34 protein-coding genes are annotated in these 25867 nt (G+C 44.0%); 31 read left to right on the top strand and 3 right to left on the bottom strand.

The window, feature by feature from the left end:
- Positions 1 to 7: 7 nt before the first annotated feature.
- Positions 8 to 1387 carry a site-specific integrase gene (locus NFS31_RS02165; protein ID WP_160258593.1) on the bottom strand — a complete coding sequence of 460 codons (1380 nt, stop codon included), beginning with the start codon at positions 1385 to 1387 and terminating at the stop codon, positions 8 to 10.
- 114 nt (positions 1388 to 1501) lie between these two features.
- The gene (locus NFS31_RS02160; RefSeq protein ID WP_160258594.1) at positions 1502 to 2383 is read right to left on the bottom strand and encodes a helix-turn-helix transcriptional regulator; all 882 of its coding nucleotides are present in this window, start codon (positions 2381 to 2383) and stop codon (positions 1502 to 1504) included.
- Positions 2384 to 2510: 127 nt separating this feature from the next.
- Here NFS31_RS02160 and NFS31_RS02155 point away from each other — a divergent pair, with 127 nt between their 5' ends.
- The 14 genes from NFS31_RS02155 to NFS31_RS02090 all read left to right on the top strand — a co-directional run bounded on the left by NFS31_RS02155 (position 2511) and on the right by NFS31_RS02090 (position 12448).
- A complete protein-coding gene (locus tag NFS31_RS02155; protein WP_160258595.1) occupies positions 2511 to 2720 on the top strand; it encodes a helix-turn-helix transcriptional regulator in 210 nt (69 codons plus the stop codon).
- A gap of 44 nt (positions 2721 to 2764) precedes the next feature.
- Complete coding sequence (locus NFS31_RS02150; RefSeq protein ID WP_160258596.1) at positions 2765 to 3244, top strand: helix-turn-helix domain-containing protein; 480 nt, start codon at positions 2765 to 2767, stop codon at positions 3242 to 3244.
- A gap of 10 nt (positions 3245 to 3254) precedes the next feature.
- Positions 3255 to 3680, top strand: a complete 426-nt coding sequence (locus NFS31_RS02145) for a helix-turn-helix domain-containing protein (RefSeq protein WP_160258597.1) — start codon at positions 3255 to 3257, stop codon at positions 3678 to 3680.
- A 3-nt stretch (positions 3681 to 3683) separates the two neighbouring features.
- Positions 3684 to 3974, top strand: coding sequence for a hypothetical protein (locus NFS31_RS02140; protein WP_160258598.1), 291 nt, complete (start codon positions 3684 to 3686; stop codon positions 3972 to 3974).
- The gene (locus NFS31_RS02135) at positions 3975 to 4220 is read left to right on the top strand and encodes a DNA-binding protein (RefSeq protein WP_251491122.1); all 246 of its coding nucleotides are present in this window, start codon (positions 3975 to 3977) and stop codon (positions 4218 to 4220) included.
- Between the two features lie 22 nt (positions 4221 to 4242).
- Positions 4243 to 4413, top strand: coding sequence for a hypothetical protein (locus NFS31_RS02130; protein ID WP_160258599.1), 171 nt, complete (start codon positions 4243 to 4245; stop codon positions 4411 to 4413).
- Between the two features lies 1 nt (position 4414).
- Positions 4415 to 4570, top strand: coding sequence for a hypothetical protein (locus NFS31_RS02125; RefSeq protein ID WP_160258600.1), 156 nt, complete (start codon positions 4415 to 4417; stop codon positions 4568 to 4570).
- 323 nt (positions 4571 to 4893) lie between these two features.
- Entirely contained in the window at positions 4894 to 5097 is a 204-nt protein-coding gene (locus NFS31_RS02120; RefSeq protein WP_251491120.1) for a hypothetical protein, read from the top strand.
- Positions 5098 to 5108: 11 nt separating this feature from the next.
- The gene (locus NFS31_RS02115) at positions 5109 to 5267 is read left to right on the top strand and encodes a hypothetical protein (RefSeq protein ID WP_251491118.1); all 159 of its coding nucleotides are present in this window, start codon (positions 5109 to 5111) and stop codon (positions 5265 to 5267) included.
- A gap of 379 nt (positions 5268 to 5646) precedes the next feature.
- The gene (locus NFS31_RS02110) at positions 5647 to 6564 is read left to right on the top strand and encodes a hypothetical protein (protein WP_251491116.1); all 918 of its coding nucleotides are present in this window, start codon (positions 5647 to 5649) and stop codon (positions 6562 to 6564) included.
- Entirely contained in the window at positions 6564 to 10436 is a 3873-nt protein-coding gene (locus NFS31_RS02105; protein WP_251491114.1) for an AAA family ATPase, read from the top strand. The genes NFS31_RS02110 and NFS31_RS02105 overlap by 1 nt, the downstream gene beginning before the upstream one ends.
- Positions 10437 to 10481: 45 nt before the next feature.
- Complete coding sequence (locus tag NFS31_RS02100) at positions 10482 to 11285, top strand: phage replisome organizer N-terminal domain-containing protein (protein WP_251491111.1); 804 nt, start codon at positions 10482 to 10484, stop codon at positions 11283 to 11285.
- Positions 11282 to 11911: a replicative helicase loader/inhibitor gene (locus NFS31_RS02095; protein ID WP_251491110.1), complete on the top strand. Its 630-nt coding sequence runs from the start codon at positions 11282 to 11284 to the stop codon at positions 11909 to 11911. The genes NFS31_RS02100 and NFS31_RS02095 overlap by 4 nt, the downstream gene beginning before the upstream one ends.
- A 24-nt stretch (positions 11912 to 11935) precedes the next feature.
- Positions 11936 to 12448 (top strand): GIY-YIG nuclease family protein, encoded by a 513-nt coding sequence (locus NFS31_RS02090; protein WP_251491108.1) that lies wholly within the window; start codon positions 11936 to 11938, stop codon positions 12446 to 12448.
- Here the strand turns inward: NFS31_RS02090 and NFS31_RS02085 are convergent.
- The gene (locus NFS31_RS02085; RefSeq protein WP_120485137.1) at positions 12445 to 12672 is read right to left on the bottom strand and encodes a helix-turn-helix domain-containing protein; all 228 of its coding nucleotides are present in this window, start codon (positions 12670 to 12672) and stop codon (positions 12445 to 12447) included. The genes NFS31_RS02090 and NFS31_RS02085 overlap by 4 nt on opposite strands.
- 171 nt (positions 12673 to 12843) lie before the next feature.
- Between NFS31_RS02085 and NFS31_RS02080 the strand changes: the two genes are divergently transcribed.
- The 17 genes from NFS31_RS02080 (at position 12844) to NFS31_RS02005 (ending at position 25825) form a co-directional block, all read left to right on the top strand.
- Positions 12844 to 13167: a hypothetical protein gene (locus tag NFS31_RS02080; protein WP_120485136.1), complete on the top strand. Its 324-nt coding sequence runs from the start codon at positions 12844 to 12846 to the stop codon at positions 13165 to 13167.
- On the top strand, positions 13164 to 14006 hold the full coding sequence (locus NFS31_RS02075) for an N-6 DNA methylase (protein WP_160258606.1): 843 nt from the start codon (positions 13164 to 13166) through the stop codon (positions 14004 to 14006). Before NFS31_RS02080 ends, NFS31_RS02075 begins: the two co-directional genes overlap by 4 nt.
- A gap of 289 nt (positions 14007 to 14295) precedes the next feature.
- On the top strand, positions 14296 to 15012 hold the full coding sequence (locus NFS31_RS02070) for a Cas9 inhibitor AcrIIA9 family protein (protein ID WP_251491106.1): 717 nt from the start codon (positions 14296 to 14298) through the stop codon (positions 15010 to 15012).
- A 13-nt stretch (positions 15013 to 15025) separates the two neighbouring features.
- Positions 15026 to 17206: a PcfJ domain-containing protein gene (locus tag NFS31_RS02065; RefSeq protein ID WP_160258608.1), complete on the top strand. Its 2181-nt coding sequence runs from the start codon at positions 15026 to 15028 to the stop codon at positions 17204 to 17206.
- 6 nt (positions 17207 to 17212) lie between these two features.
- Positions 17213 to 17413 carry a hypothetical protein gene (locus tag NFS31_RS02060; RefSeq protein WP_160258609.1) on the top strand — a complete coding sequence of 67 codons (201 nt, stop codon included), beginning with the start codon at positions 17213 to 17215 and terminating at the stop codon, positions 17411 to 17413.
- Complete coding sequence (locus NFS31_RS02055; protein WP_160258610.1) at positions 17406 to 17642, top strand: hypothetical protein; 237 nt, start codon at positions 17406 to 17408, stop codon at positions 17640 to 17642. Before NFS31_RS02060 ends, NFS31_RS02055 begins: the two co-directional genes overlap by 8 nt.
- Positions 17639 to 18691: a DUF5131 family protein gene (locus tag NFS31_RS02050; protein WP_160258611.1), complete on the top strand. Its 1053-nt coding sequence runs from the start codon at positions 17639 to 17641 to the stop codon at positions 18689 to 18691. Before NFS31_RS02055 ends, NFS31_RS02050 begins: the two co-directional genes overlap by 4 nt.
- Positions 18692 to 18750: 59 nt before the next feature.
- Positions 18751 to 19023, top strand: coding sequence for a hypothetical protein (locus tag NFS31_RS02045; RefSeq protein WP_160258690.1), 273 nt, complete (start codon positions 18751 to 18753; stop codon positions 19021 to 19023).
- Positions 19016 to 19546 carry a Holliday junction resolvase RecU gene (locus tag NFS31_RS02040; protein ID WP_331482424.1) on the top strand — a complete coding sequence of 177 codons (531 nt, stop codon included), beginning with the start codon at positions 19016 to 19018 and terminating at the stop codon, positions 19544 to 19546. The genes NFS31_RS02045 and NFS31_RS02040 overlap by 8 nt, the downstream gene beginning before the upstream one ends.
- Positions 19536 to 20588 carry a DNA polymerase III subunit beta gene (locus tag NFS31_RS02035; RefSeq protein ID WP_251491101.1) on the top strand — a complete coding sequence of 351 codons (1053 nt, stop codon included), beginning with the start codon at positions 19536 to 19538 and terminating at the stop codon, positions 20586 to 20588. The genes NFS31_RS02040 and NFS31_RS02035 overlap by 11 nt, the downstream gene beginning before the upstream one ends.
- 71 nt (positions 20589 to 20659) lie before the next feature.
- Complete coding sequence (locus NFS31_RS02030) at positions 20660 to 20932, top strand: hypothetical protein (protein ID WP_160258614.1); 273 nt, start codon at positions 20660 to 20662, stop codon at positions 20930 to 20932.
- Between the two features lie 352 nt (positions 20933 to 21284).
- Positions 21285 to 21503 carry a hypothetical protein gene (locus NFS31_RS02025; RefSeq protein ID WP_251491099.1) on the top strand — a complete coding sequence of 73 codons (219 nt, stop codon included), beginning with the start codon at positions 21285 to 21287 and terminating at the stop codon, positions 21501 to 21503.
- A gap of 128 nt (positions 21504 to 21631) precedes the next feature.
- Positions 21632 to 21979 (top strand): hypothetical protein, encoded by a 348-nt coding sequence (locus NFS31_RS02020; RefSeq protein ID WP_160258615.1) that lies wholly within the window; start codon positions 21632 to 21634, stop codon positions 21977 to 21979.
- Between the two features lie 228 nt (positions 21980 to 22207).
- Entirely contained in the window at positions 22208 to 22423 is a 216-nt protein-coding gene (locus NFS31_RS28175) for a DUF6011 domain-containing protein (protein ID WP_160258617.1), read from the top strand.
- Positions 22424 to 22719: 296 nt separating this feature from the next.
- Positions 22720 to 23463 carry a hypothetical protein gene (locus NFS31_RS02015; RefSeq protein WP_251491097.1) on the top strand — a complete coding sequence of 248 codons (744 nt, stop codon included), beginning with the start codon at positions 22720 to 22722 and terminating at the stop codon, positions 23461 to 23463.
- 198 nt (positions 23464 to 23661) lie between these two features.
- A complete protein-coding gene (locus NFS31_RS02010) occupies positions 23662 to 25074 on the top strand; it encodes a sodium:solute symporter family transporter (protein ID WP_160258619.1) in 1413 nt (470 codons plus the stop codon).
- Positions 25034 to 25825, top strand: coding sequence for a phosphoadenosine phosphosulfate reductase domain-containing protein (locus tag NFS31_RS02005; protein ID WP_160258620.1), 792 nt, complete (start codon positions 25034 to 25036; stop codon positions 25823 to 25825). Before NFS31_RS02010 ends, NFS31_RS02005 begins: the two co-directional genes overlap by 41 nt.
- The last annotated feature ends 42 nt before the right edge of the window (positions 25826 to 25867 follow it).

The following is a 25867-nucleotide window of genomic DNA, read 5'->3' as shown; positions in this document are numbered from 1 at the left end:
GCAAGTATTAAAGAAATTTCGCTGGCAGCCCCCGGCTGGCAAGGAAATAGACTATGCCACACAGTTCAAGGTATCCGGCCTGGAAGATTTCTGCTGAGGCAAGGCCGGCTTCAATTCCTTCGTCAAGCTGGGCCTCCTGCTCGAATTCCGCCGCGGTAACGGTGGCCTTCTCTCTTTTTTCCGGATCCCATCGGATAATTTCCTCGCTGTTTATGTCAATAAGAGCCGGCTGCTCCTTCAGATGGCTTTGGAACTGAGCCATGAATTCCGCAAGCCGATCTTCGATGGTCAAGTTGGCGGTAATGCCCTGTACTTTCACAGTATCCAACTGGGCGGCCAGCATTTTTTCTTTGTCCGGATACAGATGTGCATAGGTCTGCCAGGTTGTCTCAACCTTTTCATGGCCTAAGCGCTGCGATACCATCAGGATATTAAAGCCCATCTCGATCAGTAGAGAGGCATGGGAGTGCCTGAGGTCATGGATTCTTATGGGATTAAGTCCGGCAGCTTTTGCCACTCGTTTGATTTCATTCAGCAGATAACTTTTTGTGAAATAAAAAAGGCGTTCCTCCGGATCTGGTTCATAGAGGGAATCAAAATAGTGTACCGCTTCATAGTATAGAAACTGGGGGATTGTGATACAGCGGTTGCTGGAATCTGTTTTTGGGGTAAGAATATATTGAGTTCCCTTTACAACCTCGAAATTTTTATTGACATTGAGGCGGTATTCATCGGTGCCGCTGTGAATGAAATCGTTTCTGGTAAGCGCCAGAAGCTCCCCCTCCCGGATGCCGGACCAGAACAGGACATTGAAAGCCAGCCGGCCGGCTGCCTTTTTTTCATATCCAATGAACTGTTCAAACTGATCGAGAGTCCAGATCTGCATTGCGGAAGCGTTTGACTTGCCAATGGAGCCTACTGCTCTGCAGGGATTCTTTGCCAGCTTATAATAGACTATAGCATAATTCAGTATGGCCGAAAGCTGATTATTGATGGTTTTTAAATAGGTATCGGAAAAAGGTTTGCCTTTATCGTTCCGGTAATCCAGCAATTCGTTCTGCCAGCGGCGGACAGCCAGTTCATCTATATCACATATTTTCATATCTTTGAAGTAGGGAAGCAGCTTATCTTCAATAATACTCCTTTTGGTTTCCATAGTGGTAGGCTTCAGACGTGTTGCCAGATCCTCCATATAGTTGTTTACCAGGGCAGCGAATGTAATATCGGAATTCGTCTGCAGAGTGTTGAGAAAATTGCGCTCCCATTCCTTTGCTTCTCTTTGGGTGGAAAATCCACGCTTCCGCTTTTGTTTGCTTTTCCCGGTCCAGTCCTTATAATAAAACTGGCAGTACCAGGTATTCCGTTTTTTGTCCTTATATACGGGCATGCGATCACACTCCTAAAATAAAAGGCGGCACAATGGCCGCCCGCTGTCAAATTGTACTGTTAAAACACATGGTTTTATCTTATACTGCCTGAATCGACAAACGTGCTATTTTTTTTAACCCACCATTGTGCCGCCTCCGGTACCACTCGAAGGCAAGGATTTTCCCTCTCTGTCCAGGTAACGATTCTTAGCTGCAACTAAGGATTCTTCTTCCCTTTCCAGTTCGTAAATTCGTGAAAGAGCCATTGTTTTGCTTTTGGAGTTAAGTGCTCGGTATGAGAGCAAAAGTTCTTCTTCATCTTCCTGTATGGTTATAGTGCTGCCTGTTCTGTTGAGTAGGAAGTCAGAGGATACCAGAAAATGCTCCACTATCTGGGCAAAAACAGAGATATGGGGAACAAAGCCGTATTCCAGAAAATCAAACATTTCTTCTTCCTCAATTCCTATGGCAGCGGCTATTTGGGAATAGCTTTCTCCCATCCGCTGCATTTGGTCTTTCAGACGCCGGGAGATCTCCGGGTCAAATCGGAATGGGTATGCTCCATCTTGTTTCGGCCTGGTCTTTTCTCGCAGGCCAAGCAAACAATCCGTTGAAACCTCGCATATTTCTGATAATTTCACCAGCGTTTCCAATGGCATACTTTCACCTGAATAATAGCTCTTTAATAATTCCTCTGAAATTCCAAGCATTTCAGCAATTTCATCATCACCGAAGCCGGTTTTTCCTATCCATAGTCTGATAGCGCTGCCAATAGTTCTTCTGGGGAAAGGCGTGTCGGCAAATAGCCCACTATTTCCTGTTCTTGAATCGGATATTCCTAATAGATAATCCGTAGAAACATTGAATAGTTTCGCCATTTCCGTCAAAGTTTCAAAAGATGGCTTACGGGCTCCGGTTTCGTATTTGCTTATTGACTTTTGGGAAATATTCAGCTTTTCAGCTAATTCTTCTTGAGTGAGATCCAGACGCTTGCGTTCGGTTGCAATTCTGTTCATAAAATACCTCCTTATATATCATACTACAACTAGGAGTAAAATAAAAGGAACTAAGTGGCGAATTATACTTGACAATCGCCAAAAAGTAGTATAGAATTACTACATAAAGGCGAATGGAGGTGAGATATTGACAAGAAAAGAGCTTATTGAGGCTAGAGGGAGCAAAACACAGCAGGAAGTAGCGCTCAATCTGGGAGTTACACAGAAGTATGTAAGCAAATTGGAACTTGGGCACAGAAATCCCAGCATGAAATTAGCTTGTAAAATCAGCAGTTACTACGGGATTTCTCTGGAAAAGCTATTTCCTGATATTTTTTTGCCTCAAAACTCGCCGTAATGTAGTATTTTGTAAAATTGTAGCATAAGGAGGTGAAATATTAAATGGGACGACGTCCAACAAAAGCAGCAGATAATCCATTCTGTCAGGCCAGATTAAGGGCAGCAGAGTACAATGAGAAGTTCTTTTCAAAGGAGTACGCTGCGGAGCAGTTACATATTTCAGCCAGTCAGCTTCAGGATTATGAACTGGGAATTACAAAGTGTATTCCGCCGGATAACATTCTGAGAATGGCGGATTTATACCGGGCTCCAGAATTGAAGAATCTCTATTGCAGAGAAATGTGTCCTTTGGGCGAGCATGTTCCGGTTTTGGAAGTAACTGATTTGGATCGGATAACAGTAAGAGCTATGGCAACTTTGAGAAAGGCGGAGGAAACAAAAGACCTTCTTTTGAACATAACCGAGGACGGAGTGATAAGCGAGGATGAAAAACCGTCATTAAAGAGGGTTCTGGAAACGCTTGATGAAATTTCTACCATTGCACAAAGTTTAAAAGCATGGACAGAAAAGAATCTGGAATAGGAGGACTGTAGTGTATCTGAATACTAATTTGTCACTCCTTAGGAAGAAATGGGGACTGACACAAGGAGAAATGGCGGAGGTTATTGGGCTGACACAATCAGCAGTAGGACTTTATGAAAGCGGAGATCGGGAGCCATCACTGAAAAATCTGATAAAAATAGCAGAGTATTTTTCGGTAAGTATTGATGACCTGCTCCTGAAGGATTTGCGGCCGCAAGGTTCCATGCTTGCCCGTAATTTGAAGTATCTCCGAAATAGAGAGCATTTCAGTCAAGGTGATATGGCAAGGCTGCTCAAAATAAGCAAGGCCCATATGGGCAAATATGAAAGCGGCGCTGCCGAATTGAGTAACCAAGGTTTAATAAACGTGTCAGAATTTTTTGGTATTACCGTAGATGATTTGCTGAAAAAGGATTTGTCAAAGGAGGGAAAGTAAAGCGTGGTAGAGAAGTACAATTACTTTTTTGATTTGTACTTGCGATCCTGCAGGGCTGCTTACGATCCAGAACATCCATATGACAATCTGGAAAAGTGTATACGGCTTTGCGGAAATCTTAAAGAACAGCTTATTGGAATGGTGGATTTGATTGCCGAAATGGGGGAATTCACCAGAGAAGCTGCGGACGAGGAAATAAAGAAAATTATTGGTATGTTTTCCAGCATTGACATTTGTCATGCGTATGTTACGGAAGGTGAAGTGATGGTATTTGTGGAGAAAGGAGAGATTTAAGTGAAAGCACAAGCTGCTCCGATTGCTCCGGGAAGGAATGGGGTTATACGAGTGCTTACCAAAGAGAACAGGAACTATTACACGGTAGAGGATGTGATGAATCTCCTGGGGGTGAAGCAGTCAAAGGCGTATGACATTATGCGGAGCCTGAGAAAAGAGCTGATTGCTTCTGGCCGGCTGATTGAAGAATATCCTGCCGGACGGGTACCGAAGCGGTATTTTGACTCCAGATGTGGGATTGATTAAAACGATGGAAGGAAGGTGCGGAATGTACCGGTATCAATGCGAAAAATGCGGCGCTCGTCTGGATCCTGGAGAGCACTGTGATTGTGAAGAAGAAGCGAAGCGGGAAGCAGAGCGCAGGGAAAGTTTTTATAAGAAGGAGGCAGGGAGCGATCAGTTTACGTTCAACTGGCCCCTGGAAAGGTTAGAGGTATGAGATGGAGAACAGGAAAAAAGCGGAGCGAATACTGGCAGCTCTGGATAATTCCAAAGCCCCTATTTCTTGGCACTGTATTGATGAAGAAGACCTTATCCTTGCCATTGTCCGGGAACTTAACCGGATTGATAAAGAGGAAACGGCTGGTGTCGGATGAAGGCGCGGTGTGTAAGGTGTGGATTATCATGGAATGTCGGTGTCTTGCAGAAGATTCCAAAGTCCGGGTATATCTGTCCAAAGTGCGAAAGAGCAAATGGCAGGCGGCCCGACGATTCATTAAGAAAGCGGCACCGCATGTAATCAGACTGTTTGGAGCGATTGCCCTGACATATTTGTATTCCGTGTGGTCCATAGAGCAGGCATTTATCCAAAGGGGATACAAAGCCTACGGCGGGGAATATCTCGTGATACCGTTTGTGTTTTATGGGATATATAAGGTGTTTGGGTGGATTCAGAAATTATTTTACGGGGGTGTTACATATGAGAGTTTATCAGAAACTTACACCGCTGACACAGGAGGAACAAAAGTTTGCGGAAGAAAATCACTGGGTAATTGATTGGTTTTTCCGGATCAGTAATTATAACCTTTCAGAGTATTATGATGTGGCTGCCATAGGCTACTTGAAGGCGGTCAAGTCATGGCATACAAGAAGTGAACTGCATGAGTATAGTTTTCCACAATAGCGAAACAGACAATGCGTTCTTATATCGGCAATGAGCTTAAAAAGGCGGATCGCAGAATTAAGACCATCAGCCTGGATGCTATTGTGGGGGATTCAGAGGGTATGACTTTGATGGATATGGTTACATATGACAGCTACCTCAACTGCTATTCCTTGTGTGTGGGGGGGTAAAAACACAGGCGCTATGTAAAGGAGCGTGAAATTAGTGGCAATGAACATGCGAAATATGGAAAAAGAGCGTTCGGCAATTTGCCAGAACACTCCCCAAGCAACCATATTGTAGCATGGAAATGCAAATAAATCAATATGGAGGTTGAAAAAAGTGAGTGATTTATCAATTCAGAATGTCCTCGCTCAGAGGAATAACTACAATCTTGCGATTCCGTTTGTGGAAACTCAGCAGATCAATCCCTTTTACAAAATGAGTGTTTCCCTGCTTTATGTGGACACGGATGAACGGGCGTCACAGATTTTTAAGGTGGGTTCCCGGAGCCTTGGTAATAATCGGTGGGAAGATTTGTACTCCCTGACAAAACCGTTTCTGCAGAGGTTGGCAACGGAAGCAGGAATTCAGTTTGGTCCTGGTGCCGGCGATGTAACAAAGATGGATGAAAACACATGGAAGGCAAGCGCATTCGGGGCGATCCGGCTTCCTGATGGAAGTGTGAGAACCAGCAATAATTTCAAAGTGATTGATTTGGCCACAGAGGAAAAGAAGTATCGTCTGGCTTACGAAGAAAAGGCAGAAAGAGGGATTTTAGATTACAAAGCAGCTGCAGAGGCTTCCAAAAAGTATCCAGGGAAGTGGGTGGACACTGGACAGACAAATGACAAGGGATACCCTATCAAATTATATATGGTGGTTGAACAGGAAAGAGGGAAATATATCGAGAACAGCCTGCTTGATGCCATGACACAGTTACGGGCCAATGCTCCGCAGAAAGCTGCCACAGGAGCTATCCTGAGGGTTATCAGGGACCTTTTGGGCATTAAGGGTACTTACACTATTGATGAACTGAAAAAGCCCTTTGCAGTGGCAAGAACTTCCTTCTCACCGGATTATAACGATCCAATGATTAAGCAGATATTATTACAACAAGCGCTGCACAGTGTGGGAAATCTGTTTGGGAATACCATGCCAATTGTGCAAACGCTTTCCATTCCTCCGGTAGAGGATGAAATTCCTGCAGATGTGCAGGAAACAGGGCAGCCACAGAAGGAAACGACAACAGAATCACATCAGCCGACAGATCGGAAGCCGGCACAGCGGCAGCAGAGCCAGCCACAGCCACAAGGGGCAAGCCGGGTAATGACAGAAGCAGACCGCGCAGCGGATTTTTGCTGTGATAAGTGTGGCGTTGTTGTAACAAAAGAGGTGTGGAAATATTCCTGTGAAAATTTTGGGCGGCCACTTTGCTATAAGTGCCAGCGTATTGTTAAGAGTGAACAGAGAGGGGGACAGAGATAATGAAGATTATTCATTCAGGAGATTGGCATATTGGCAATTTTAAAGGGCCAGAAAGGGAGGGAGTTAATCTCCGCTCCCTGGACACAAGACGATGCCTTGAATTTATGGCGGAACGTGCGGAGCAGGAGCGCCCGGAGCTGGTGCTGGTGCCGGGGGACATTTTTCACACCGGGAAAACATGGAGCGACCGCTGCTGTGATGAAGTGATAACAGCGATTGAAATTATTACCCGTCTGGCCGCTGTTTCCGGTCATGTGGTTATCATGAAAGGTACTCCAAACCATGACGGGGAGGGCCAGTTTAAAGTTCTGGAAGCTCATTTTTCCAGCTTCTATAATGTCCATATTGTTATCAATCCGGAAGTGATTCAGACAGAATACGCGGATATTGCCGTTCTTCCGGGATTTGACAGAGGCGTGTATCGGGCGAAGTTTCCCGGATTGGGAAAAGAGGAAGAAAATGAAGTGTTTTCTCAGGAACTTGGCAAAATTGTGATGGGACTCCGGGCGCACTGCCGGGGGGATCGTCCAGCGGTTTTAATGGCGCATTATACGGTGCCAGGGTGTAACACGGAGAGCGGCCAGTCACAGCTTCTTACTCAGTTTGAGCCAATTATACCGCCGGAGGCTTTATCCGCTTCTCATTATGATTTGGTGACTTTAGGGCATATACATCGTCCGCAGTTAGTGTCTGGATTTGACAATGTATATTATTCCGGTTCTATCAATGCCAATAATTTCAATGACGAGGGGCAGGAACGGGGCTTTTGGATTCATCATGCCGAACGGAGGGCATTTGGCCATGAGGGTATGGTTTTTAGTGATTCTGAATTTGTAAAGACTCCATATCGTGAATTTATCACATTTCAATTTACTGACACTGACATTACGGCAATTATTTACGGGCATGTGGATGAGGTGGCCATGAACTACTGGCGCTGGAATGGTGCCGTGGCAAATAAGATTGTCCGGGTATTATATGAATGCTCTGCTGAGAAGCAAAAGGCTTTCAATGCTGCCCTGCTGGAAAAAGCATTGTATGAAGACGGGGCTTTCTGGGTGTCCGGTATTGCGCCGGAAAGAATAGAGGCATCTGCAGATCGAACCGATTTGTCACAGGAAACAGATCCGGAAGCAAATTTGAAAGCATATCTGGAAGAAAAGGGGATGGATCGGGAGGATATTGAGCGGCTGATACTGAAAGCGCGGCCGATTATCGCTGAAGCAATGGCGGCAGAAACCGGAGCAGCTTTCTCCGGGATGTTTGTACCCATTGAAATCGAAGTAAAAAACTACCGGGCATATGCTGAAGAAAAATTCTCTTTTGAGGATATTCAATTCTGTACCATAAACGGTCAGAACGGAGCCGGAAAGTCTTCCCTCTTTATGGATGCAATTATTGATTGTATTTATGAGGAACCCAGGGAAGGAAAAAGCACATCGGTAAAGGTTCCGTGGTTGAGAAATGATGAAGGGGTGCGCTCCGGGTACATCTCATTCACTTTTTCCATCGGTGATAAGGTGTACCGCATAACCAGAACAAGGGCCAAATCCGGGAAAGGGACTTTGAACCTTGCGGAGCTGGTGGCCGGAGAATGGGAAGATCGTTCACAGGAAAAGTTTAATGATACACAGGCAGACATTGAGCGGCTGATCGGTGTTGACAGCATGACTTTTAAGAGCTGCGCCCTTATTATGCAGGATCAGTATGGATTGTTTCTGCAGGCCAAAAAAGAGGAACGCATGGTAATTCTGTCAAATCTTTTGGGGCTGGGTATCTATGGCAGTATGGAAGAAAAAGCAAAGGACCAGGCGGCGGATTATAATCGGCGGATCGCCGGGAAGAAGCAGACTATTAAAGTCCAGTCAGATAATATTCTTGCCTTTGGAAAGCCGGATGAAGAACTGGCAGAGGCCAGGGAAGACCTGCGAGGGGTAGAGGGTTCAGTCCAGATTAAGAAGCTGGAGCTGCAAAACGCGAACCTTCACCTGGGAACCACAAGGGCAGCGGAGGAACGTTATCATGCCATTATGGTGGATATTTCCTCTTTGGAAAATAAAAAACGGATTGCAGAGAGCGGAAAAACAGCTGAGGACGCTACAGTACAGGCATGTGATGTGAGTTTGGCGGAAGAAAGTGTGATTCTGGAAAATGCCAGGAAATACCGTTCGCTGGTGGAACAGGAAAAGGGGTTGATTGAGGGAACCGCTGTTTATGAAGCCAGATCAGCGGAACTTGACAGGATAAATGGGCAAATATCCGAAGTGGAAAAGGTAATTGCGGATTATCGGCAGACGCTTACAGAGTACCAAAGCCGTTTGAAGTCCATTGAATCCCAGGAAGACCAGGAAGAAATCAAAAGCAAAGCGGCAGAATACCAGGAAAAGAAAAAGCTGCTTGATTCCATGTATGCCCTTTCCCGAAAGGCTGCAGATCTGCAGGATAAAAGGAGCCGCTGCGCGTGGGCACTTGATAGTAAAAAGGCATATTTTAACGAACAGGAGAGAGCGCTTCTGGCAGAAAAGAATTCTCTGAATAAGCGCATGGAGCTGCTGGATAATTCCGGATGTGTTGATATGGAAAAAGCCTCATGCAGATTTCTGGCGGATGCTCTACAAGCAAAGGCAGAGCTTGCGTTATATCCGGAAAAGTTGAAAATTCTGGCGGAAGAACGTACTAAAGCCCTGGAATCTCTTGAGAAAGATGTTGAAGCGGCAGAGGCTGAGATCCGGGAATTGGATTTTTCGGAAGAAAAGCTGGATGCGCTGCGGGGAGAGTGCGGTTCTCTGGAAATTTACACGGAAAAGCTGAGAGAACTGGAACGCCAGGAAAGCCAGATTGCCTTAATTAAGGCTCGGATTGAAGGGATACAACTTAATATAGGCAACACCGAAAAAAACCTTTCAGAATTGAAATCCAGGGCTTTGGAGGCAGAATCAGAGAGAGGGAAGTATGCAGAAAGTTATCTGGAGCATGAAAAGATACGGAACCAGATGGAAGGACTGAAAATCTGGCTTCAGAAAGAAAATGAAATTCCGGTTATTCGTGAGAGGCGTACCAATGCGGAGCGGAGAGCAAAGGAGCTGTCGGAGGAAATTCAGTTGCTTGAAGCGGAACTTACAGGAAAACGGGAACAGGCCGGCAAGGAAAAGGAGGCTGCTGTCGGGGTTGTGGAAGCAGAGCGGCAGGTAAAGGATATTCAGACAGAGATTGACAGTCTTGATAGGAAGGCCAAAGAAATTCAGGTGAAAATCGGTGGTTTTGAACAGAGGATCCGTGAAATTCAGAGAATGCGGCAGGGAATAGCTGCTATTCAGGAGGAAATCGCGGATATGGCCGAGGATGCGGCAGATTATGACGCTTTGAAACTTTCCTTCAGCCAGGACGGAATCCCCCATCAGATTATCCGGACAATTCTTCCGAAGCTGTCAAACACGGCCAATAATATCCTGGGACAGATGACCGGCGGACAGCTTGGTGTGGACTTTGTAACAGAGAAGATATTAAAAAGCAACAGCAAAAAAGAAGTGGTTACTCTGGATATTTTCATTGAGGAATACGGAAAGAGCAGCCTTCCCTACCTGTCAAAGTCCGGCGGCGAGAAAGTGAAGTCTTCCCTCTCGGTTATACTTGCCTTGGCGGAAATTAAAGCTACAACCGCAGGTGTCCAGTTTGGCATGTTGTTCATTGATGAACCGCCGTTTTTGGATGCGGATGGCATTCAGGCATATTGTGACGCTCTGGAAACGATTCAGGAACGGTATGGGAATATTAAAATCATGGCAATTACCCATGATCCGACTATGAAGGCTCGATTCCTGCAGAACCTTGACGTGGTGAAGACGGAACATGGGAGCAAGGTAATTTATTAAGGGATAACCGGAGGGTTATCCCCCTCCGGGCAGGAGGTAATTGTATTGGCAGAAAAAAGATATTACTGGATTCAGCTCAAAGAAGGATTTTTCAAGCAGAAAGAAATCAAAAAGCTAAGAAAAATTGCGGGAGGTGATACATATACCGTCATTTACCTTAAAATGCTTCTGGCTGCGGTAAAGCAGGGCAATAAACTGTTTTTTGAAGGAGTGGAAGATACCTTCCCGGAAGAACTGGCATTAGAACTTGATGAAGATCCGGAAAATGTGAAAGTAACATTATCATTTTTGGAGCGCCAGGGTTTAATTCGGGTGATGGGAGAAGATGAATTTTTGCTTCTTCAGTGCGATGAAATGGTTGGCTCTGAGAGCGAATCTGCGGCCAGAGTAAGACGGTATAGAGAGAAAAAAGCGTTACAAAGTAACACAGATGTAACGCCGCTGTTACAAAGTGGTAACACAGATATAGATATAGATAAAGATATAGAGAAAGACACAGAGAAAGAGAAAGAAAAAGATATTTGCCCGGAGCTAAACTCCGGACCGGAGGAACCACCCATCATAACGCTCCCTCTGAATACAGGCGCAGAACACTTGATTTTTCAGCGTGATATTGATGCATTTGCTGAACTGTATCCAGCGGTAGATATACTGCAAGCAATGAGGGGTATGAAAGGGTGGCTCATGACGAATCCGACAAAGCGGAAAACCAAGCGAGGCATTGGCAGATTTATAAACTCCTGGCTGGCGAGAGAGCAGGACAAGGGAGGAAAAAGGGCTGTCGGTAACAATGCCCGGAACATGACAACAGAACAATATGCGGAATCAATCAGGGGGTGGAATGAGTGACTGATCAGGAGTTTGAAACAGTTGCGTTGGCATTAAAAGCAGCCTATCCCAATTCCAACGTTCTGCCCGATAAGTATGCCATGAAAGTCTGGTACCGGATGCTGGGGGATCTGGAATCCGCCGTGGTAGAAAATGCGGTTTGGGAACATATAGGCACATCCCCGTTTCCTCCCAGTATTGCAGAAATTCGGGAAAAGTGTACGGCCAGACTATCTCCGATGGTGACTGACTGGGGGGAGGCATGGGAAGAAGTGCAGAGGGCTATCCGGAAGTATGGCCGCTACCGGGAGGAAGAAGCGCTGGCCTCAATGACTCGAATGACGGAGGTTGCTGTTCGCCGGATGGGGTTTCAGAATTTGTGCAGCAGCGATAATCCGGTGGCAGACCGGGCGCATTTTCAGCGAATGTATGAAGGAATGGTGAAAGAAGAAAAGAGGCAGACACAGATTCCGGAATTTGTGCGAAATGAAAGAACCCGGATGATTGAAAGCCATACACCGCCTGTCCGCCAAATTGAGAGCAAAGAAAATCAGGCGCCCGAAAGCGTGGTAAGAGCAGCCCCGGAACATATCAACAAACTTTTGGAGGAACTCTATCAGTCAATGGGAACCGGAAGGAGGGCATAGAAAAGCATTTATTCAGGAGGACATATGGGAGATATAGGGATTTACTTGATTAAAAATAAAAGCAATGGCAAAAGTTACATTGGCAAGAGTATGGAACTGCAAAAGAGAATTGAAGCCCATAAATATAAATTCCAGGCGGGGAAAGAAATTGAGGATATGCAGAAAGATTATGATTCTGGAAACAAATTCTCTTTTGATATTTTGTTTGATATTGATTCTAAGGATTTTAACATGAAATCGTTAAAAGTCAGGCAGGAAGTATCCAAAATCATAGACTTGCTGGAAGCGTGGTATATCATTCGTTTTGGAACCGCATTTACAGGATATAACACTGAAATTGGGAGTTTCAACGATAAAGAGAAGGCATTTCAACAGTGTATAAGCCCGGATATGGCACAGAAGCTCTTGCAACATATTGAGCCAATAGAACTGGGAGAAACAGGGAGATTTTTTCTGGATATGGTTTGTAATGGTTTGAAGTTGCTGAATATCACTCCAGAATGGTTGTACTTAAAATTAAAAAGCGGAGAACTTTAATTCTCCGCCTTTTCAGGATTGGGGTTGGGGATATGCTCAAATACATCACACACATCACAATTAAGAACTTCACAGATAGAATCCAATGCTTCTACTGGAATCTGCTTGATTTTATTATTCACAATGTTGGTGATTGTTTGAGGTCTAACCCCGGTAAGCTCTGCAAGTTGCTTTTGGTTCATGTCATGCATGGCAAGTAAAACCTTTAATTTTGACTTGAGCATGGAGCACCTCCCTTCCGTTATATTATAACGTGTAAAAGAATTTAGTCAAGCAATAAAAGAAAAAAATCTCTCTATTCGTTATTTTTGTGTTGACGAATAGCGTTATTTGTGATATGTTGAGGGAGAAAAGAAAACGCAACACGTTATTTTGTGACGGATGGAGGAATTGCAATGAAAAATAATATTATTCAGTTCACAGGGGTGGAGGAAAGAAAAAAGCAGATTACCGAAATGGTGTTGCAAGGGGTTCCAGAAGACCGGAAAGAGGCTTACTGGGAAAATGCATTTACCAGGATGTTGCTGAAATTCGATTATCTGAATGCAGATAGTCAAAATAAACTGTTTGATTATCTTATGACACAGGCAAGGGAGAACGGAGGTTTAAGAAAGAGGAATTTTGTTTTGGAGTTATTGGAAACACTTAGCGGAAAAGAAGCCTGGGAAAAAGTAGAGAATATGGCTGATAAATTTTTAAGCCAGGAGATACGGGCATGAAAAGGCATGCAAAAAGAAGCTTTCAGGGGAGCAAAGGGGAATTTGTAAAAATCATCCGGGAGTTATGTTATTCCCGCCAGCCATGGGAGGTTTGGTCTGATGTAATTACGGTTATGGCCTGCTCGATAGCAAATGCCGTGGATAAGTCACCGAAGCGGCATGAGAACCGCGAAAAGGAATATGCAGAGTGCATAAAGCGCCTGGGCGGTGTGGAAAAGCCTGCACAATTATTCGCCATTCTGGTGGAAGAGTTAGAGGCAAAACCCGATCAGGACTTCCTCGGTGAGTTGTACATGACTTTAGAGCTGGGAAACCATTGGAAAGGGCAGTTTTTTACGCCGTACAATATTTGCCAGCTTATGTCTGAAATGACAATGGGGGATTGCCAGAAAGCGATTGAGAAAGATGGTTGGATTTCTATATGCGATCCATGTATAGGCGGCGGGGCCATGATGATAGCGGCAGTCCATACGCTGCGGCACCAGAATGTATATTATCACAATCATGTGCTTTTTGTTGGTCAGGATATTGATCGGGTGGTTGGCATGATGGCTTATATACAGCTTTCTCTTTTGGGGTGTCCCGGATATATCGTCATTGCAAACACAATGACAAATCCGATAGTGGGATCGCCGCTTATGCCCATAGAGAAAGAGGGGCAGGAGTTTTGGTATACACCACTTTATTTTAGCGAAGTATGGCATTTCAGAAGGGCGTTCAGCCTTTTGAAAAATATCAGTGGAACCGGAACCACTCAAAAAACAGTGGAAAAAGAGCGTTATTTTATGTTTTTCGATTTCAAAGAACAGGAGGTTGAATATGGGAATCAGCGGAATTGAAAACAGCAGCTTGTCAGAAGAAAGCAAGAAAGCCCTGCAGTCCGAAACCTGGCAGAAAGCTAGGGAAGGAATTAAGGCAAGAAGGGAGATTAAACATTTCTCGGAAGAAGCTGAGGCTGGCAATGAATATGGGCCGGAATGGGGCGCAGTTGTCAAGGAGTATTTCAAAATAGGGTACAAAGCGGCTGACAAGGGATGCGATCTGGAAGTAGGCGGTGTTATATACAAAGTGCTTCGGCGGGATAAGGTTACGGCATTTTATGATTCGGATGGGGATACGCTTTTTGATGTGACAAATGAGCGATTGACAAAGGAATATGAATCTCTGGAAAAGGGCAGTAATCTTTCCGGAGAGGAAAAATTGACTTACGAAGAACAGGAGGAATCTCCTGAAAATAAACCATCAATACCAGAAGAAGACGGGGAGCCGGAGGGAAACAAAGGTGCAACTGGGGAAGCGGAGCATACGCATTCAGCACCAGCGGAGATTTCTGAAAATGCTGCGGCTGTAAAAGAAAGAGCGATAAAAAAGCTCAAAGATGAATTGAAAAATGCCAAGGATAAGTCATTTGCGGATCCGATTATTAAATATCTTATGGGCCGGTGTGAAGATGATAAAGGTTTATCGGAGGATATTCTGCAGAAGCATAAAACTTGGGAGAAATGTTTGAGTTATGTATATTCTCTTGCCAGGAAGCAGGCAAATGGAAATTGTGCGGCTGTCCGTGACGAAGTGGTTTATGAATGGGCTGAAGATTATTACCATAAAGACGATAAGGCGGAAGAAGCGGAAAAGGCTAAAAAAGCAGAAGAAGCAAAGAAGAAAGCGGCGGAACGGGCTGCAAAATCAAAGGCCAGTACCGGCAAGCCTAAATCTGAAAATAAGGCAGCACAGGAAAAGGGAAAATCTCCTGCTCCTGCAGAAAATGCGGAGGAAAAACGAACCCGAAGAAACAATAAAGATTTGGAAGGCCAGATGGATATGTTTTCCATGATGGGTATGTAAGGGGGCGGCTCGTATGGAAAAACGGAAATTATCTGCAATCGCAAGGGAAAAAGCCAGTGAAGATATGATAGAGATTGCCGGACGGCTGAAAGGAATGCGCCATATTGTAACGGCGCAAATGGTTGAGGATAACAGAATACTAATTCTGACTTTTTATAAAATTTCAGACATTGCAAAGGGGAAGGAGGGAGCAGCTTTCAGAACATTTCTCTCTCACGAAGATTATATAACTCAGGATTTGAGAGTGGAAAAAGTCAAGTGGCTTACGGCATCCTTTTCCATGATGAACGAATTTAATGTATATGAATCAACGTGGGATAAGGAAAAAAATTGCTTTGTACGAAAGGAGCTTATTTTTATTCGTTCCAATGAGGAACAGGAGCTTATCTCAACATTTTTTAAAGAATACACAAGGCAGGAAGATGGAACAGTTCCGTGGGATGCGGTTCATAGATTCCAGGAAAAAGTAAAAGCCATAAGACTGGCTGCAAAGCATAAAAAAGAAACAGATTTAATTGATGCGGTAATGGATCCGGTCAAACAGGAGCCAGAAGAATTCCGGTCATGGGCTTTTGATTCTGCTATGAGTTTTAGCAGATACCTTATTTACCAGGAGATTGAAAAAGGGGTTGCTCAATGCGAATGTACACATTGCGGTAAAATCGGTCGGGTAAACAGGAAAGATATTCGTTTGAGGAATAATGAAAAAGGAATATGCCCTTTCTGTGGAAGCAAGGTCACCATAAAAGCCAAAGGAAAACTCCCTTACCGCATTACGGATGAAAGATGGGTTGCATATGTAGATCCTACAAAAGAAGGATTTATCTGGCGGTATTTTCATGTTTATCGTGAGATTCATAAATATCCAGAACAGACGATTAGACATAAGCGTGTTTCCCAGGGGATAAAGGAATATGCCAGACAGTTTTACTCCTTTCCGGATGGAAAGCCAAAGTGCGATCCGTATGAGTACGCAGTATTTAAGCAGTCTGGAAAAACGCGCTGGTGCCATGATGAAGGTAAAATTGCCTGTGCAGAATGTATTTTATATCCGGGGAATTTACCACAGGCATGGGAGCATACCCCTATGAAATATTCCGCCCTGGAAACGCTTTCTAAAAATATGCCGACCATATCACTTGTATATGAGCGCGGCATCCAGCGTTTCCTGGAGTTCCCGGAATTAGAATGGATCTGCAAGATGGGGCTTAACCAGCTGGCAAAGGGAATCATCAACGCTACATATCATGGAGCTACCGGAAAAATCAATATGAAAGGTGGAACGATTTATAAAATTTTAGGTCTGAATAAGGTGAATACTAAAATTTTGCAGTCCATTGATGGCAACTATGATGAATTACGCTTGCTTCAGGTGGCCCAAACAATAGGCTTACAATTAAAACCGGATCAGCTGAGGGAATACTATGAAACCTTTGAGTGCAATACAGACCTGTTGAAACAGGCAAATCGAAAAGTGTCACTTCACAAATTGGTGAAATATATCGGAAAAGAAAGTGAACGGTATCCGTTGGGAGATAGCTTTGGATGTGGCAATTATGCGTGTATGAGATACCGGGAACGTGAAGATCCCCGTGTTGAAAGAAAGCGCAACATGGCAAGGGATTGGCTGGAATATCTCGATTGGTGCAAAGCATTGAAATATGATTTAGATAACTTGTTTATCTATATGCCCACCAATTTCAAAAAGGTTCATGACAGAACGGCAAAAGAATATCAGGCATTGCAGAATAAGAGAGCAGCCGCAGAAAGAAAAAGACAGGAAACCCTTGCTAGGAAGCGGATGGAGCAAACACAAAAGGCCATAGAGGAAATCTTTAAAAAGAATGAGGGGACAGATGCTTTTTCTATTAAAGGGAAAGGATTGATTCTGATGGTTCCTAAAAACGGAGATGAAATTAAAGCAGAGGGGGAAGCCTTGCACCATTGTGTAGGCGGATATGTGAGCCGGGTGGCAAGCGGGGAAACCAATATTTTTTTCGTCAGAAAGGCAGAAGCTCCGGGGGAATCATATTTTACATTAGAGTATAGGGACAATAGGGTTATTCAGTGCAGAGGGCTTCATAATTGTGATATGCCGCCGGACGTAAAAGCTTTTGTGAAAGTTTTTGAAAAGAAGATGCAGGATTCTGTTCAGGGGCACAGTAAAGTCAGGAAACATAGAAAGGCAGGGTAATTTTATATGGCAAGGCAAATGATTAGAAGCATAAGAAAAGGATCTGTACAATGGAATGAAGACGACCGCCTGCAGATAGCGGCACTTCTTTTAAAGTGCGGATACGCTGCCAAAATCACACACAGGGTAGTTCCTGAACAGGCCGGCAGGAATAACGCACAGAAAGAATATGTAATTGAATATTGGGAGGAAGCCACAGATGGTTAAAAAGAGAAAGGCAAGAAAGCCAATAGCAAGGAAAATCACTTATTTGAAATATGGATTTGTTATAACAGAACATGAGAACCATCATTGTCCCAGATGCAATCATGTATTAAATGCTGGTCCGCTCTATCAGCCACGATATTGCGATCAGTGCGGACAGAAACTCACTTTTGCTGGAATTGAGTGGAAGGAAGATAGGGAATTGGGTTTTGCGAGGGAGGGCTGCTTATGAATCGGTCCGGAATTGAATGGTGTGATCACACATGGAATCCTATAACAGGATGCCTGCATGGGTGCCCATATTGCTATGCCAGGAAAATGTCAGTGAGATTCTCGGGGGACATTAAGCGGAATAAAGCGGCAGTCAATGACTATCGGCTCCAGCAGACGCCAGATGGGAAGAACCTGTATATTTTGGATCAGGCTATGCTGTCTGAAACAGGGAATTCTTTGGTCTATCCTTTTGGCTTTGAACCAACGCTTCATCGGTACCGCTTTAATACTTTAGAGAAACTGAAAATGGGAAATAACATTTTTGTTGGAGCTATGGCGGATATATTCGGAGAGTGGGTACCAGATGAATGGATCAGTGAGATTTTTGGTATTTGTCAGAAATATCCCATACATAATTATCTGTTTTTAACAAAAAACCCAAAAAGATATTGGGAACTTGAGGACAAAGGGATGCTTCCGGCTGCAAGGAATATGTGGTATGGATTTTCGTACACCAACAATGATAGCGAAGGTTGGGCCAGCAAATACGGCGATAAAAATAATTTTGTGAGTGTTGAGCCCTTACTTGAGGACTTGCGACTATTTGATGAACACATCCTTTGTCCAGCGGGCAAGTGGGTAATTATAGGGGCAGAAACCGGAAGAAATAAGACAAAGATAATTCCAAAGAATGAATGGATAGATAAAATATTGAAACATTGCGATAAGTTTCAAATACCTGTATTCATGAAGGACAGCTTAATTCCAATAGTTGGAGAAAAAAATATGCGTAGAGAATTCCCTCCACAGCTCCAAGCCAAAGCGGTAAGTCCCAAAATGAAAAAGAAACTGTATGATACCTGCTGTGTTTGCAAAACTTTTGGAAAGAAAAGTGAGATGGCAGCTTTATCCGTAAGAACACAGCGGGGAGAACAGCCCAAACAGTTTGCTTTTATGTGCTGGAACTGTTTTCTGGAAATGTGTCGGAGATATGAAATACAGATGCCAGAATTGGCGGCATTTAAGGAGGAAGCAGCATGCTCTGGAGAAACAGAGAAGGATACATAGATACAACGGCAGCTCTGGCAGTACAGAGAGCCGCCAGACAGGAAAGGAAGGTAAGGAGAATGAAAAAAAGAAATTGCCGCAGAACTCAGGATGAAAGTCAGATTCATGAGAAAGCGGTCAAAATGCGCAAAATGACGGATGAGCAGTTGGTTCATTATGTGGAGGATCGGGTTGAGAAAGCAAGGAGCGAAGGGCGAAATGCAGCTAAAAAGGGCGGAAGCCTGAAAAAATTTTTGGAATCGCTGGCAACTCCAGGTGTTATCCCCGGAGTTGGCCCGGCCACTGTGGATAAGGTCAGAAAGTATGCGGAGGAAGGTGGATTCTTTGAATGATATAAACAGACAGATTTCAGGAAAGCGTTCCAATGTGGCAGGGGCTATGTTTGAAAATATGTTGAGTGCTTCATGTAGTTACTATCGTGAAAAGAATGTGGCGATTATCGAAAAAACACCAGAGCCAATGCGTCCTTTGCAACCCTATGGAGATCGAAAGCTAGGGAGGTATATAGCCTGTTTCGTAAAACAGGCACAACCGGATTACAAAGGGGTGCTGTGTGACGGCAAAGCAATTATTTTTGAAGCGAAGCATACGGACAAAGACAGGATACAAGAATCGGTTATTACAGAAACGCAGCGCCAGAATTTGAATGATTTTCAGAGGATGGGAGCCAGATGCTTTGTTATGGTTTCAATGGGGTTCCGGGACTTCTTCCGGGTTCCTTGGAATGTGTTCTGTGATATGAAAAGCCGGTATGGAAGGAAATATATGCAGATAGAGGATCTGGAGCCTTTTAAGTTAAAACAGTATCGGGGTATATTATTGATTTTGGAAGGAGTGGAAGTGGATGCAGATTGAAAAGTCAGAGCTTGCGAGGAAGATTGATAAATTAAAAAGCGTTGTGCCAAAAAGCAGCAATATAGCCGCTTTGCAGGGGATTTGCGTATGCGGGGATAAAATGATTGCCGGCAATGGTGAAATGACAGTCAAGGCCAAAATAGGAGCTTTGGAGGGGGAATCCTTTATTATCCCGGCGAAGGCTTTTGATCTGATAAAGAATTTGCCGGAAGGCGAGATCAGCATTACAGAAAATCAGAAAAATGTCATTACTATAAAAACGGGAAAAATCAAAAATTCATACCAGAGTTTTCCGGCAGAATCCTATCCCTACTCTGCAGAGCATACGCCCGAAGGCGGAGGGAAAGCCCAGATCCCAGCAACAGAACTGAAAGGGGCAATGGCTCATGTGCTGTATGCAATTCCGCAGAAAAGCACAAACACAACAATGACAGCGTTATACCTAGAAGCTAAAGAAGGAAAATTGAACTATGTCGGGTTGGATGGGCATGTGCTTGCCTGGGATCAGCAGGAATTTGAAGGAGATTTTTCAATGCTCTTACCGCGCAGCGCTGTAGAGAAATTACTTGCGTTGGAAATGGGAGAAGATGTGTCCATTGAGTATGATAAATCCTGTGCCATTTTCCGGTCAGATGAATATGAGGTATATACGAGGCTGGTAGAGGGCAAGTATTATCCATATGCCAATATGTTCAATTCGTTTTCAACGGAAACCAGAGTGAAGCGGCGGGAATTGTTGGATGCCATTACAAGAGCAAAATTGTGTACAGATGAAAAGACGCCTACTAAATTTGAAATTGAAAAAGATTCTCTGAAATTGAGTATCAAGGACAGCACTGCTGATTACTCGGAAATCGTACAGTTGTATGATGAAATGGAAAAGCTGGTGATTGGGTTTAATTCCAGTCTGGTGTTAGAAACGCTGAAAGCATTTGATGCAGATGATATTGTTTTAAGATTCGGAGGCAGCAGTGTTCCGATGATTGTAAAAGCGGGAAATATGCAGGCAGTAGTCCTTCCGGTTAAATTAAGAGGGGTGTAAATGAAAAGAGATAGAGAGAAAGAAATCCGGTTACAGTTAGAGGTTTGTAGGAGAATGGGAGAAAAAGAAGAATGAGACTGATTGATATTGATAAGATTGAGATAAATGAGAAATGTATATTCTCTGGAAAGGGAATAAAGGATTTTTTGGATGCCATACCTACCGCTTATGACGTGGATAAGGTTGTGGAACGGCTGGAAGAATTGAAACGCTGCGAAGAATCAAGAGCAGTAAAATATGACGAAGCTGGAAAATATGATTTGATGTACATATGTGACGAACTAGTAAGGGCATACAAAGACATTATCAGAATTGTAAAACTTGGCGGCATTAAACAACAGTAAATCAGTTGCCGATCAAAGGGAATGCACAAATTTTGTTATGTCTGATTATGGAGCCAAGAGAAACGGGAAAAGGATAAGGCTGGTAAAGAAGTAGGAGGTGCCTATGGGAATGTATCATAAAAACAGATTTGTTGGACCAGGGTATAAACGGCACATCAAGAGATGCACTTCTCGGGGAATGAGAAGATCAGCAAAGAAAAGCTGCAGAGAGGAATTTATGGATAAGATCACTCTGACAAGAAAAAGCCACAATCTGTACGGAATGGATGCATGGAAATTTAGTTGAGAAATAAATGAAGGGAGAGGGAAGATATAAATAGAGATATAAAGACATGCGGAGAATGTGATAATTTTGGATTTTATAAGGAAATGGATTTTGGAGAGTGGGAAGAAGATCCGGAAAATCCCAAAAGGTATACAAGAAAATTTTTGGGATTCAAAAAGCACAGGGGAGCAGACTGCAGGCATGAAAAGAGAAAAAATGTTCGTATTTATGACAATAGCAGAGCTTGCAAATATTTTAAAGAAAGAACCTGGGAACGGGCCGAGAGCTGCAAAGACTGTGATTTAAAGCATGGAGGCAATGAGAGTCACGTTTTGTGTTCTGGTTATCCATTTACAAATAAAACAGGTTATTCTCCTTGTGACAATGGAAGAACAGAAATAGGCAAACAGTTATCGCTATTATAGGAGGCATATATGTGGATTTTAACTCAAAATGGAAAGCGTATTTTAAGCACTGAAGGATTGGATGAAATTGCTGTCGCTGATCCGGCCGAAGGGAAAACGGACTTTGCCGTAATGCTTCGGCGCCGGACTGATGGTAAACCCTTTGCCCTGGGATTCTATGCAAAGAAGGAGAGGGCGGCAGATGTATTGAAGGAAATTTTCGAGGTTCAGTCAGAATTTTATCCGTTAAAAAACGTGGATGAAGCTGGCGTAAAGTTGACAAATATCATTGTTCCGCCGAAGGTGTATGAAATGCCGCCGGATAAGGATCTGGCATTTGCCCGTGAAATTGCCATTGAAAAGGGGTGCAGTGTATGACAGTAAAGATTGAACCAAGGAAAGCTGGAGAGAAGGGAGGAATTGCCTGCCTTCCACTGGTTAGAAACGTGCCAGTACCAAAATCAAAGGATTGGAAAAGAACCAGATGCTGCGTTTGTGGGGAAGAATGTTGGGAATCCGATCTGGCACGTCAGGTGATTGCTATGGGGAGTGGTGCGGCCTGTACCCTATGTGCTCTGGCAGCAGGGATGAATAAGAGGTAGGGAAATGGTATGTCAGAGTTGCGGAAGAAAGCTAAAGGATACCACAAGCCTGGAACGGGGATATGGACCTGTTTGCTGGGAACGGCTTCATGGCAGGAGCCATAAGAGCCGTTGCGGTTCCCAGGTGGGATGTAAGAAGTCAAAATCTCCACAAGTAGAAGAAAATATAAATATACCTGGACAAATGAGTATTGAAGATTATCCAGAGTTTATGCTGTAAGGAGGAATGAATTTGAGAACATGTCCAAAATGTGGGAAGAATTATGACGAGGCTCCCGGAAAATCCAGGGCAGACGGTTCAGAAATCTGCAGATCATGCAGTGAAAAAGAGGCCGTGGAAGCTGCTGTATCCGCAGGTGCAATAACCACGAGGCAAGCAGCGGCCATACTGGAAACATTACAGGGCTGTCAATAAGAAAGAGGAGCGCTTTCGCAAACTCCCCTCACTAACAGACAGATATATTATACCTTATTTCGGTAGATATATCAAATAAAAAAATGGTGGAGGGCGAAGGCATGAGCGAGCAGAAAACAGATGTAAAAAAGATTATAGCACTAAAAAAGGCTGGCTGGAAAACAGAGAGAATTGCGGCAGAAATGAAAATGGAGCCTGGTGATGTTGATAAAGCAATATATGAATTTGTGAATGGAGGGGAAAAAGATACAGAGAAAAAGCCGGAATCAAAGGAACAGAAAAGTGTAATGATTTCTTTAAGCAGGGAAGAACTGGCCGCTATCGCAAAAGAGGCAGCAGAGATAGGGGCCAGGACAGCCCTGGAAACAATGGAGCAGGAAAAAAAGAAAATGCACAGCAAGGCGGCAGATCGGCGGCTCCATAATACAAAGCTGCTTTTGAGAAATTATCGGATGTTGAAAGATAACTCCGAAAATTCAATTTTTGGCCGGAGCCAGATGGAAGAGTCCGCCGCCGACATACTCTGCAGCATGATGAATCTTTACGATGATGAGGTGATAGTGGATGCGATAAAGAGGTCTGCAACCAGAACCGCCATTATGGTGTCGCATATTGATACTATGATGGGAATATACCGGGCATATTGCGAGAAATCATCCAATATTCTGGACATAAGAAGATATGAGGTTGTTTATGATATGTATATCGCAGAGGAAAGTTTGACGGTAAAGGATATTGCAAAAAAGAAAAGCATGAGCAAAGAAAATGTCTATTCTGACTTGAAAATTGCCACAGAAAGGCTATCTGCACTTATTTTTGGGGTGGATGGATTGTCAGTACGTTAGAACCGCTAGTTACAAAAAATTTACATTGACTATGCAAAGGGAAATGTGCTAGACTGTATCCGTAAAATTTTAATCATGCGTTGGAGAGCTGTGAGGTGTAGAGCCGGCAGCTCTTTTTTCATGCCAAAATTCCCGGAAAGGAGATGGACCGGACAGGGAGAGGCAGAACTCCTTCAAACAATCAAGAAGGAGGTTTCTATGAAAGGAATATGTATTCTACTGGCTTACGCGGCAGTCATGCTTCTGGCAACTGTCACATTGACCCGAAAGGAAAAAGGTGTTGAGGGATTTTGCGTTGGTGATCGTAATGCAGGGTGGCTATTATCCTCACTTAGCATAGCGGCAACATGGGTATGGGCGCCGGCACTGTTTACATCAACAGAGAACGCATATATGAAAGGCTTTGCAGGGCTTTTCTGGTTTCTGGTTCCAAACGTGTTATGCCTGGTTATTTTTATCCCGTTTGCAAAGCAGATCCGGAGGGAAATGCCATTCGGCATTACATTATCCGGATATATGGCTGAAAAATATCAGTCTGTTGGAGTGAAAAGAGTTTATCTGTTTCAGCTGATTGGTTTGTCAGTTTTGTCTACCGGGGTTCAGCTGCTTGCGGGGAGTAAAATTCTTAGCTCTGTGACAGGTCTTCCGTTTTGGGCTGTTACTGTTATTTTGGCGGTGATAGGATATTCTTACTCACAATTTTCGGGAATCAGGGCGTCAATTATGACAGATGCTATACAGATTATTTTCATGTTGGCTGTTTGCGCTGCCTTTGTTTTCAGTGGTATCCGGCAGACAGGAGGCGATTCCCTGCTCCGGGGATTGGCTGGATATGATGGAACGTATGGCTCTATCATTTCTCCGGCCGGACTGGATGTGTTTTTAGGATTTGGTCTGCCCACCGCAATAGGGCTTATATCTGGACCATTTGGGGATCAGAGCTTTTGGCAACGGGTATTTTCGATAAAGGAAAGGTATATCGGCAGGGCTTTTCTGATTGGCGCATTGGTATTCGGAGTGGTGCCGCTGTCTATGGGGATTTTGGGATTCCTGGGAGCCGGCGCAGGATACCAGGTGCAGGATGCGGCAGTTATCAATTTTGAAATAATCTCATGGCTGTTTCCGGCATGGGCAGCAGTCCCCTTTCTGTTCATGATTGTTTCCGGCTTGCTGTCTACGGTGGACAGCAATTTATGTGCAGTATCTTCCCTCACAACAGACATTGTAAAGGGCAATAATTTGAAAATAACCAAAGCGGCTATGCTTATGCTTCTTGCGGCGGGAATTGGGATAGCAAATATCCCAGGATTGACAGTGACCCATTTGTTTCTTTTTTATGGAACCCTACGGGCTTCCACACTGCTTCCTACGGTTATGACATTAAAAGGGGTAAAATTAAAGGCAGACGGAATTATAGCAGGGGTAATTATTGCATTATGCCTGGGACTTCCTGTATTTGCCTGTGGAGCCCTTTTTAATCGCGCAGTATATAAAACTATTGGGAGCCTGCTTACAGTCCTTTCCAGCGGCATTGTGGCGGCTCTGATAAGCAGAAGGGAGGTATGGCACTGTGGAAAATATACTCGGAAGAAAACAATCCATAAAAAATGAAGATTGGCTGGCGGCAGTTGGCAGAATAGAGGAACTTGTATCCAGGGCGGAGCTGGATAGGTTGGTTGAAGATACGATAAAGGAGATTCGCCGGCAGACTGACGGGAAAAAGGCTGCTTATGCTTGGTCCGGTGGAAAAGACAGCCTGGTACTTGGAGAGATATGCCAAAAGGCAGGCATTACAGAATGTATGATTGGTATTTGCAATCTGGAATATCCGGATTTTCTTGCATGGATTTTAGAGAATAAGCCGGAAAAACTTGAAATAATCAATACAGGACAGGATATAGGCTGGTTGGAAAAACATACCGAAATGCTTTTCCCGACAAATAGTAAGGCTGCTTCCCGGTGGTTTTCCATTGTGCAGCACCGGGCGCAGGCGAAGTATTATGGAGCCCATGAGTTGGATATGATATTGTTGGGGCGTCGCCGGGCAGATGGAAATTATTGCGGAAAGGGAGGAAATATCTATACAGACAGTAAGGGGGTAACACGTTATAGCCCTCTGGCTGGCTGGAAGCATGAAGCGGTTCTGGCATATATCCATTACTATAATGTGCCTTTGCCGCCCATTTACGGGTGGCCCAATGGGTATCTGTGCGGCACTCACCCCTGGCCCGCCCGTCAGTGGACCGGATCAGAGGAAAGGGGATGGGCGGAAGTATATCAGATTGATCCAGGGATTGTTAAAGAAGCCGCAAAAAAAATTCCTGGTGCGAAAAAGTTTTTGAAATCTATTAAAGCAAAATAATCCCGTTTGCAGACGGGGATCATGTGTAGCTCCTTCGAGAAA

This window comes from Otoolea muris, assembly GCF_943193115.1.
GTDB lineage: Bacteria > Bacillota > Clostridia > Lachnospirales > Lachnospiraceae > Otoolea > Otoolea muris.
Note: the sequence above shows the minus strand (reverse complement) of the source record. Positions and strands in the feature narration are given on the sequence as shown.

Bases quoted from the DNA above. Each gene is read 5' to 3' on its own strand.
- NFS31_RS02165 (WP_160258593.1), bottom strand. From the start codon at position 1,387: ATGCCCGTATATAAGGACAAAAAACGGAATACCTGGTACTGCCAGTTT.
- NFS31_RS02160 (WP_160258594.1), bottom strand. From the start codon at position 2,383: ATGAACAGAATTGCAACCGAACGCAAGCGTCTGGATCTCACTCAAGAA.
- NFS31_RS02150 (WP_160258596.1), top strand. From the start codon at position 2,765: ATGGGACGACGTCCAACAAAAGCAGCAGATAATCCATTCTGTCAGGCC.
- NFS31_RS02130 (WP_160258599.1), top strand. From the start codon at position 4,243: ATGTACCGGTATCAATGCGAAAAATGCGGCGCTCGTCTGGATCCTGGA.
- NFS31_RS02125 (WP_160258600.1), top strand. From the start codon at position 4,415: ATGGAGAACAGGAAAAAAGCGGAGCGAATACTGGCAGCTCTGGATAAT.
- NFS31_RS02120 (WP_251491120.1), top strand. From the start codon at position 4,894: ATGAGAGTTTATCAGAAACTTACACCGCTGACACAGGAGGAACAAAAG.
- NFS31_RS02115 (WP_251491118.1), top strand. From the start codon at position 5,109: ATGCGTTCTTATATCGGCAATGAGCTTAAAAAGGCGGATCGCAGAATT.
- NFS31_RS02105 (WP_251491114.1), top strand. From the start codon at position 6,564: ATGAAGATTATTCATTCAGGAGATTGGCATATTGGCAATTTTAAAGGG.
- NFS31_RS02090 (WP_251491108.1), top strand. From the start codon at position 11,936: ATGGGAGATATAGGGATTTACTTGATTAAAAATAAAAGCAATGGCAAA.
- NFS31_RS02085 (WP_120485137.1), bottom strand. From the start codon at position 12,672: ATGCTCAAGTCAAAATTAAAGGTTTTACTTGCCATGCATGACATGAAC.
- NFS31_RS02080 (WP_120485136.1), top strand. From the start codon at position 12,844: ATGAAAAATAATATTATTCAGTTCACAGGGGTGGAGGAAAGAAAAAAG.
- NFS31_RS02075 (WP_160258606.1), top strand. From the start codon at position 13,164: ATGAAAAGGCATGCAAAAAGAAGCTTTCAGGGGAGCAAAGGGGAATTT.
- NFS31_RS02065 (WP_160258608.1), top strand. From the start codon at position 15,026: ATGGAAAAACGGAAATTATCTGCAATCGCAAGGGAAAAAGCCAGTGAA.
- NFS31_RS02060 (WP_160258609.1), top strand. From the start codon at position 17,213: ATGGCAAGGCAAATGATTAGAAGCATAAGAAAAGGATCTGTACAATGG.
- NFS31_RS02055 (WP_160258610.1), top strand. From the start codon at position 17,406: ATGGTTAAAAAGAGAAAGGCAAGAAAGCCAATAGCAAGGAAAATCACT.
- NFS31_RS02050 (WP_160258611.1), top strand. From the start codon at position 17,639: ATGAATCGGTCCGGAATTGAATGGTGTGATCACACATGGAATCCTATA.
- NFS31_RS02045 (WP_160258690.1), top strand. From the start codon at position 18,751: ATGAAAAAAAGAAATTGCCGCAGAACTCAGGATGAAAGTCAGATTCAT.
- NFS31_RS02035 (WP_251491101.1), top strand. From the start codon at position 19,536: ATGCAGATTGAAAAGTCAGAGCTTGCGAGGAAGATTGATAAATTAAAA.
- NFS31_RS02030 (WP_160258614.1), top strand. From the start codon at position 20,660: ATGAGACTGATTGATATTGATAAGATTGAGATAAATGAGAAATGTATA.
- NFS31_RS02020 (WP_160258615.1), top strand. From the start codon at position 21,632: ATGTGGATTTTAACTCAAAATGGAAAGCGTATTTTAAGCACTGAAGGA.
- NFS31_RS28175 (WP_160258617.1), top strand. From the start codon at position 22,208: ATGGTATGTCAGAGTTGCGGAAGAAAGCTAAAGGATACCACAAGCCTG.
- NFS31_RS02015 (WP_251491097.1), top strand. From the start codon at position 22,720: ATGAGCGAGCAGAAAACAGATGTAAAAAAGATTATAGCACTAAAAAAG.
- NFS31_RS02010 (WP_160258619.1), top strand. From the start codon at position 23,662: ATGAAAGGAATATGTATTCTACTGGCTTACGCGGCAGTCATGCTTCTG.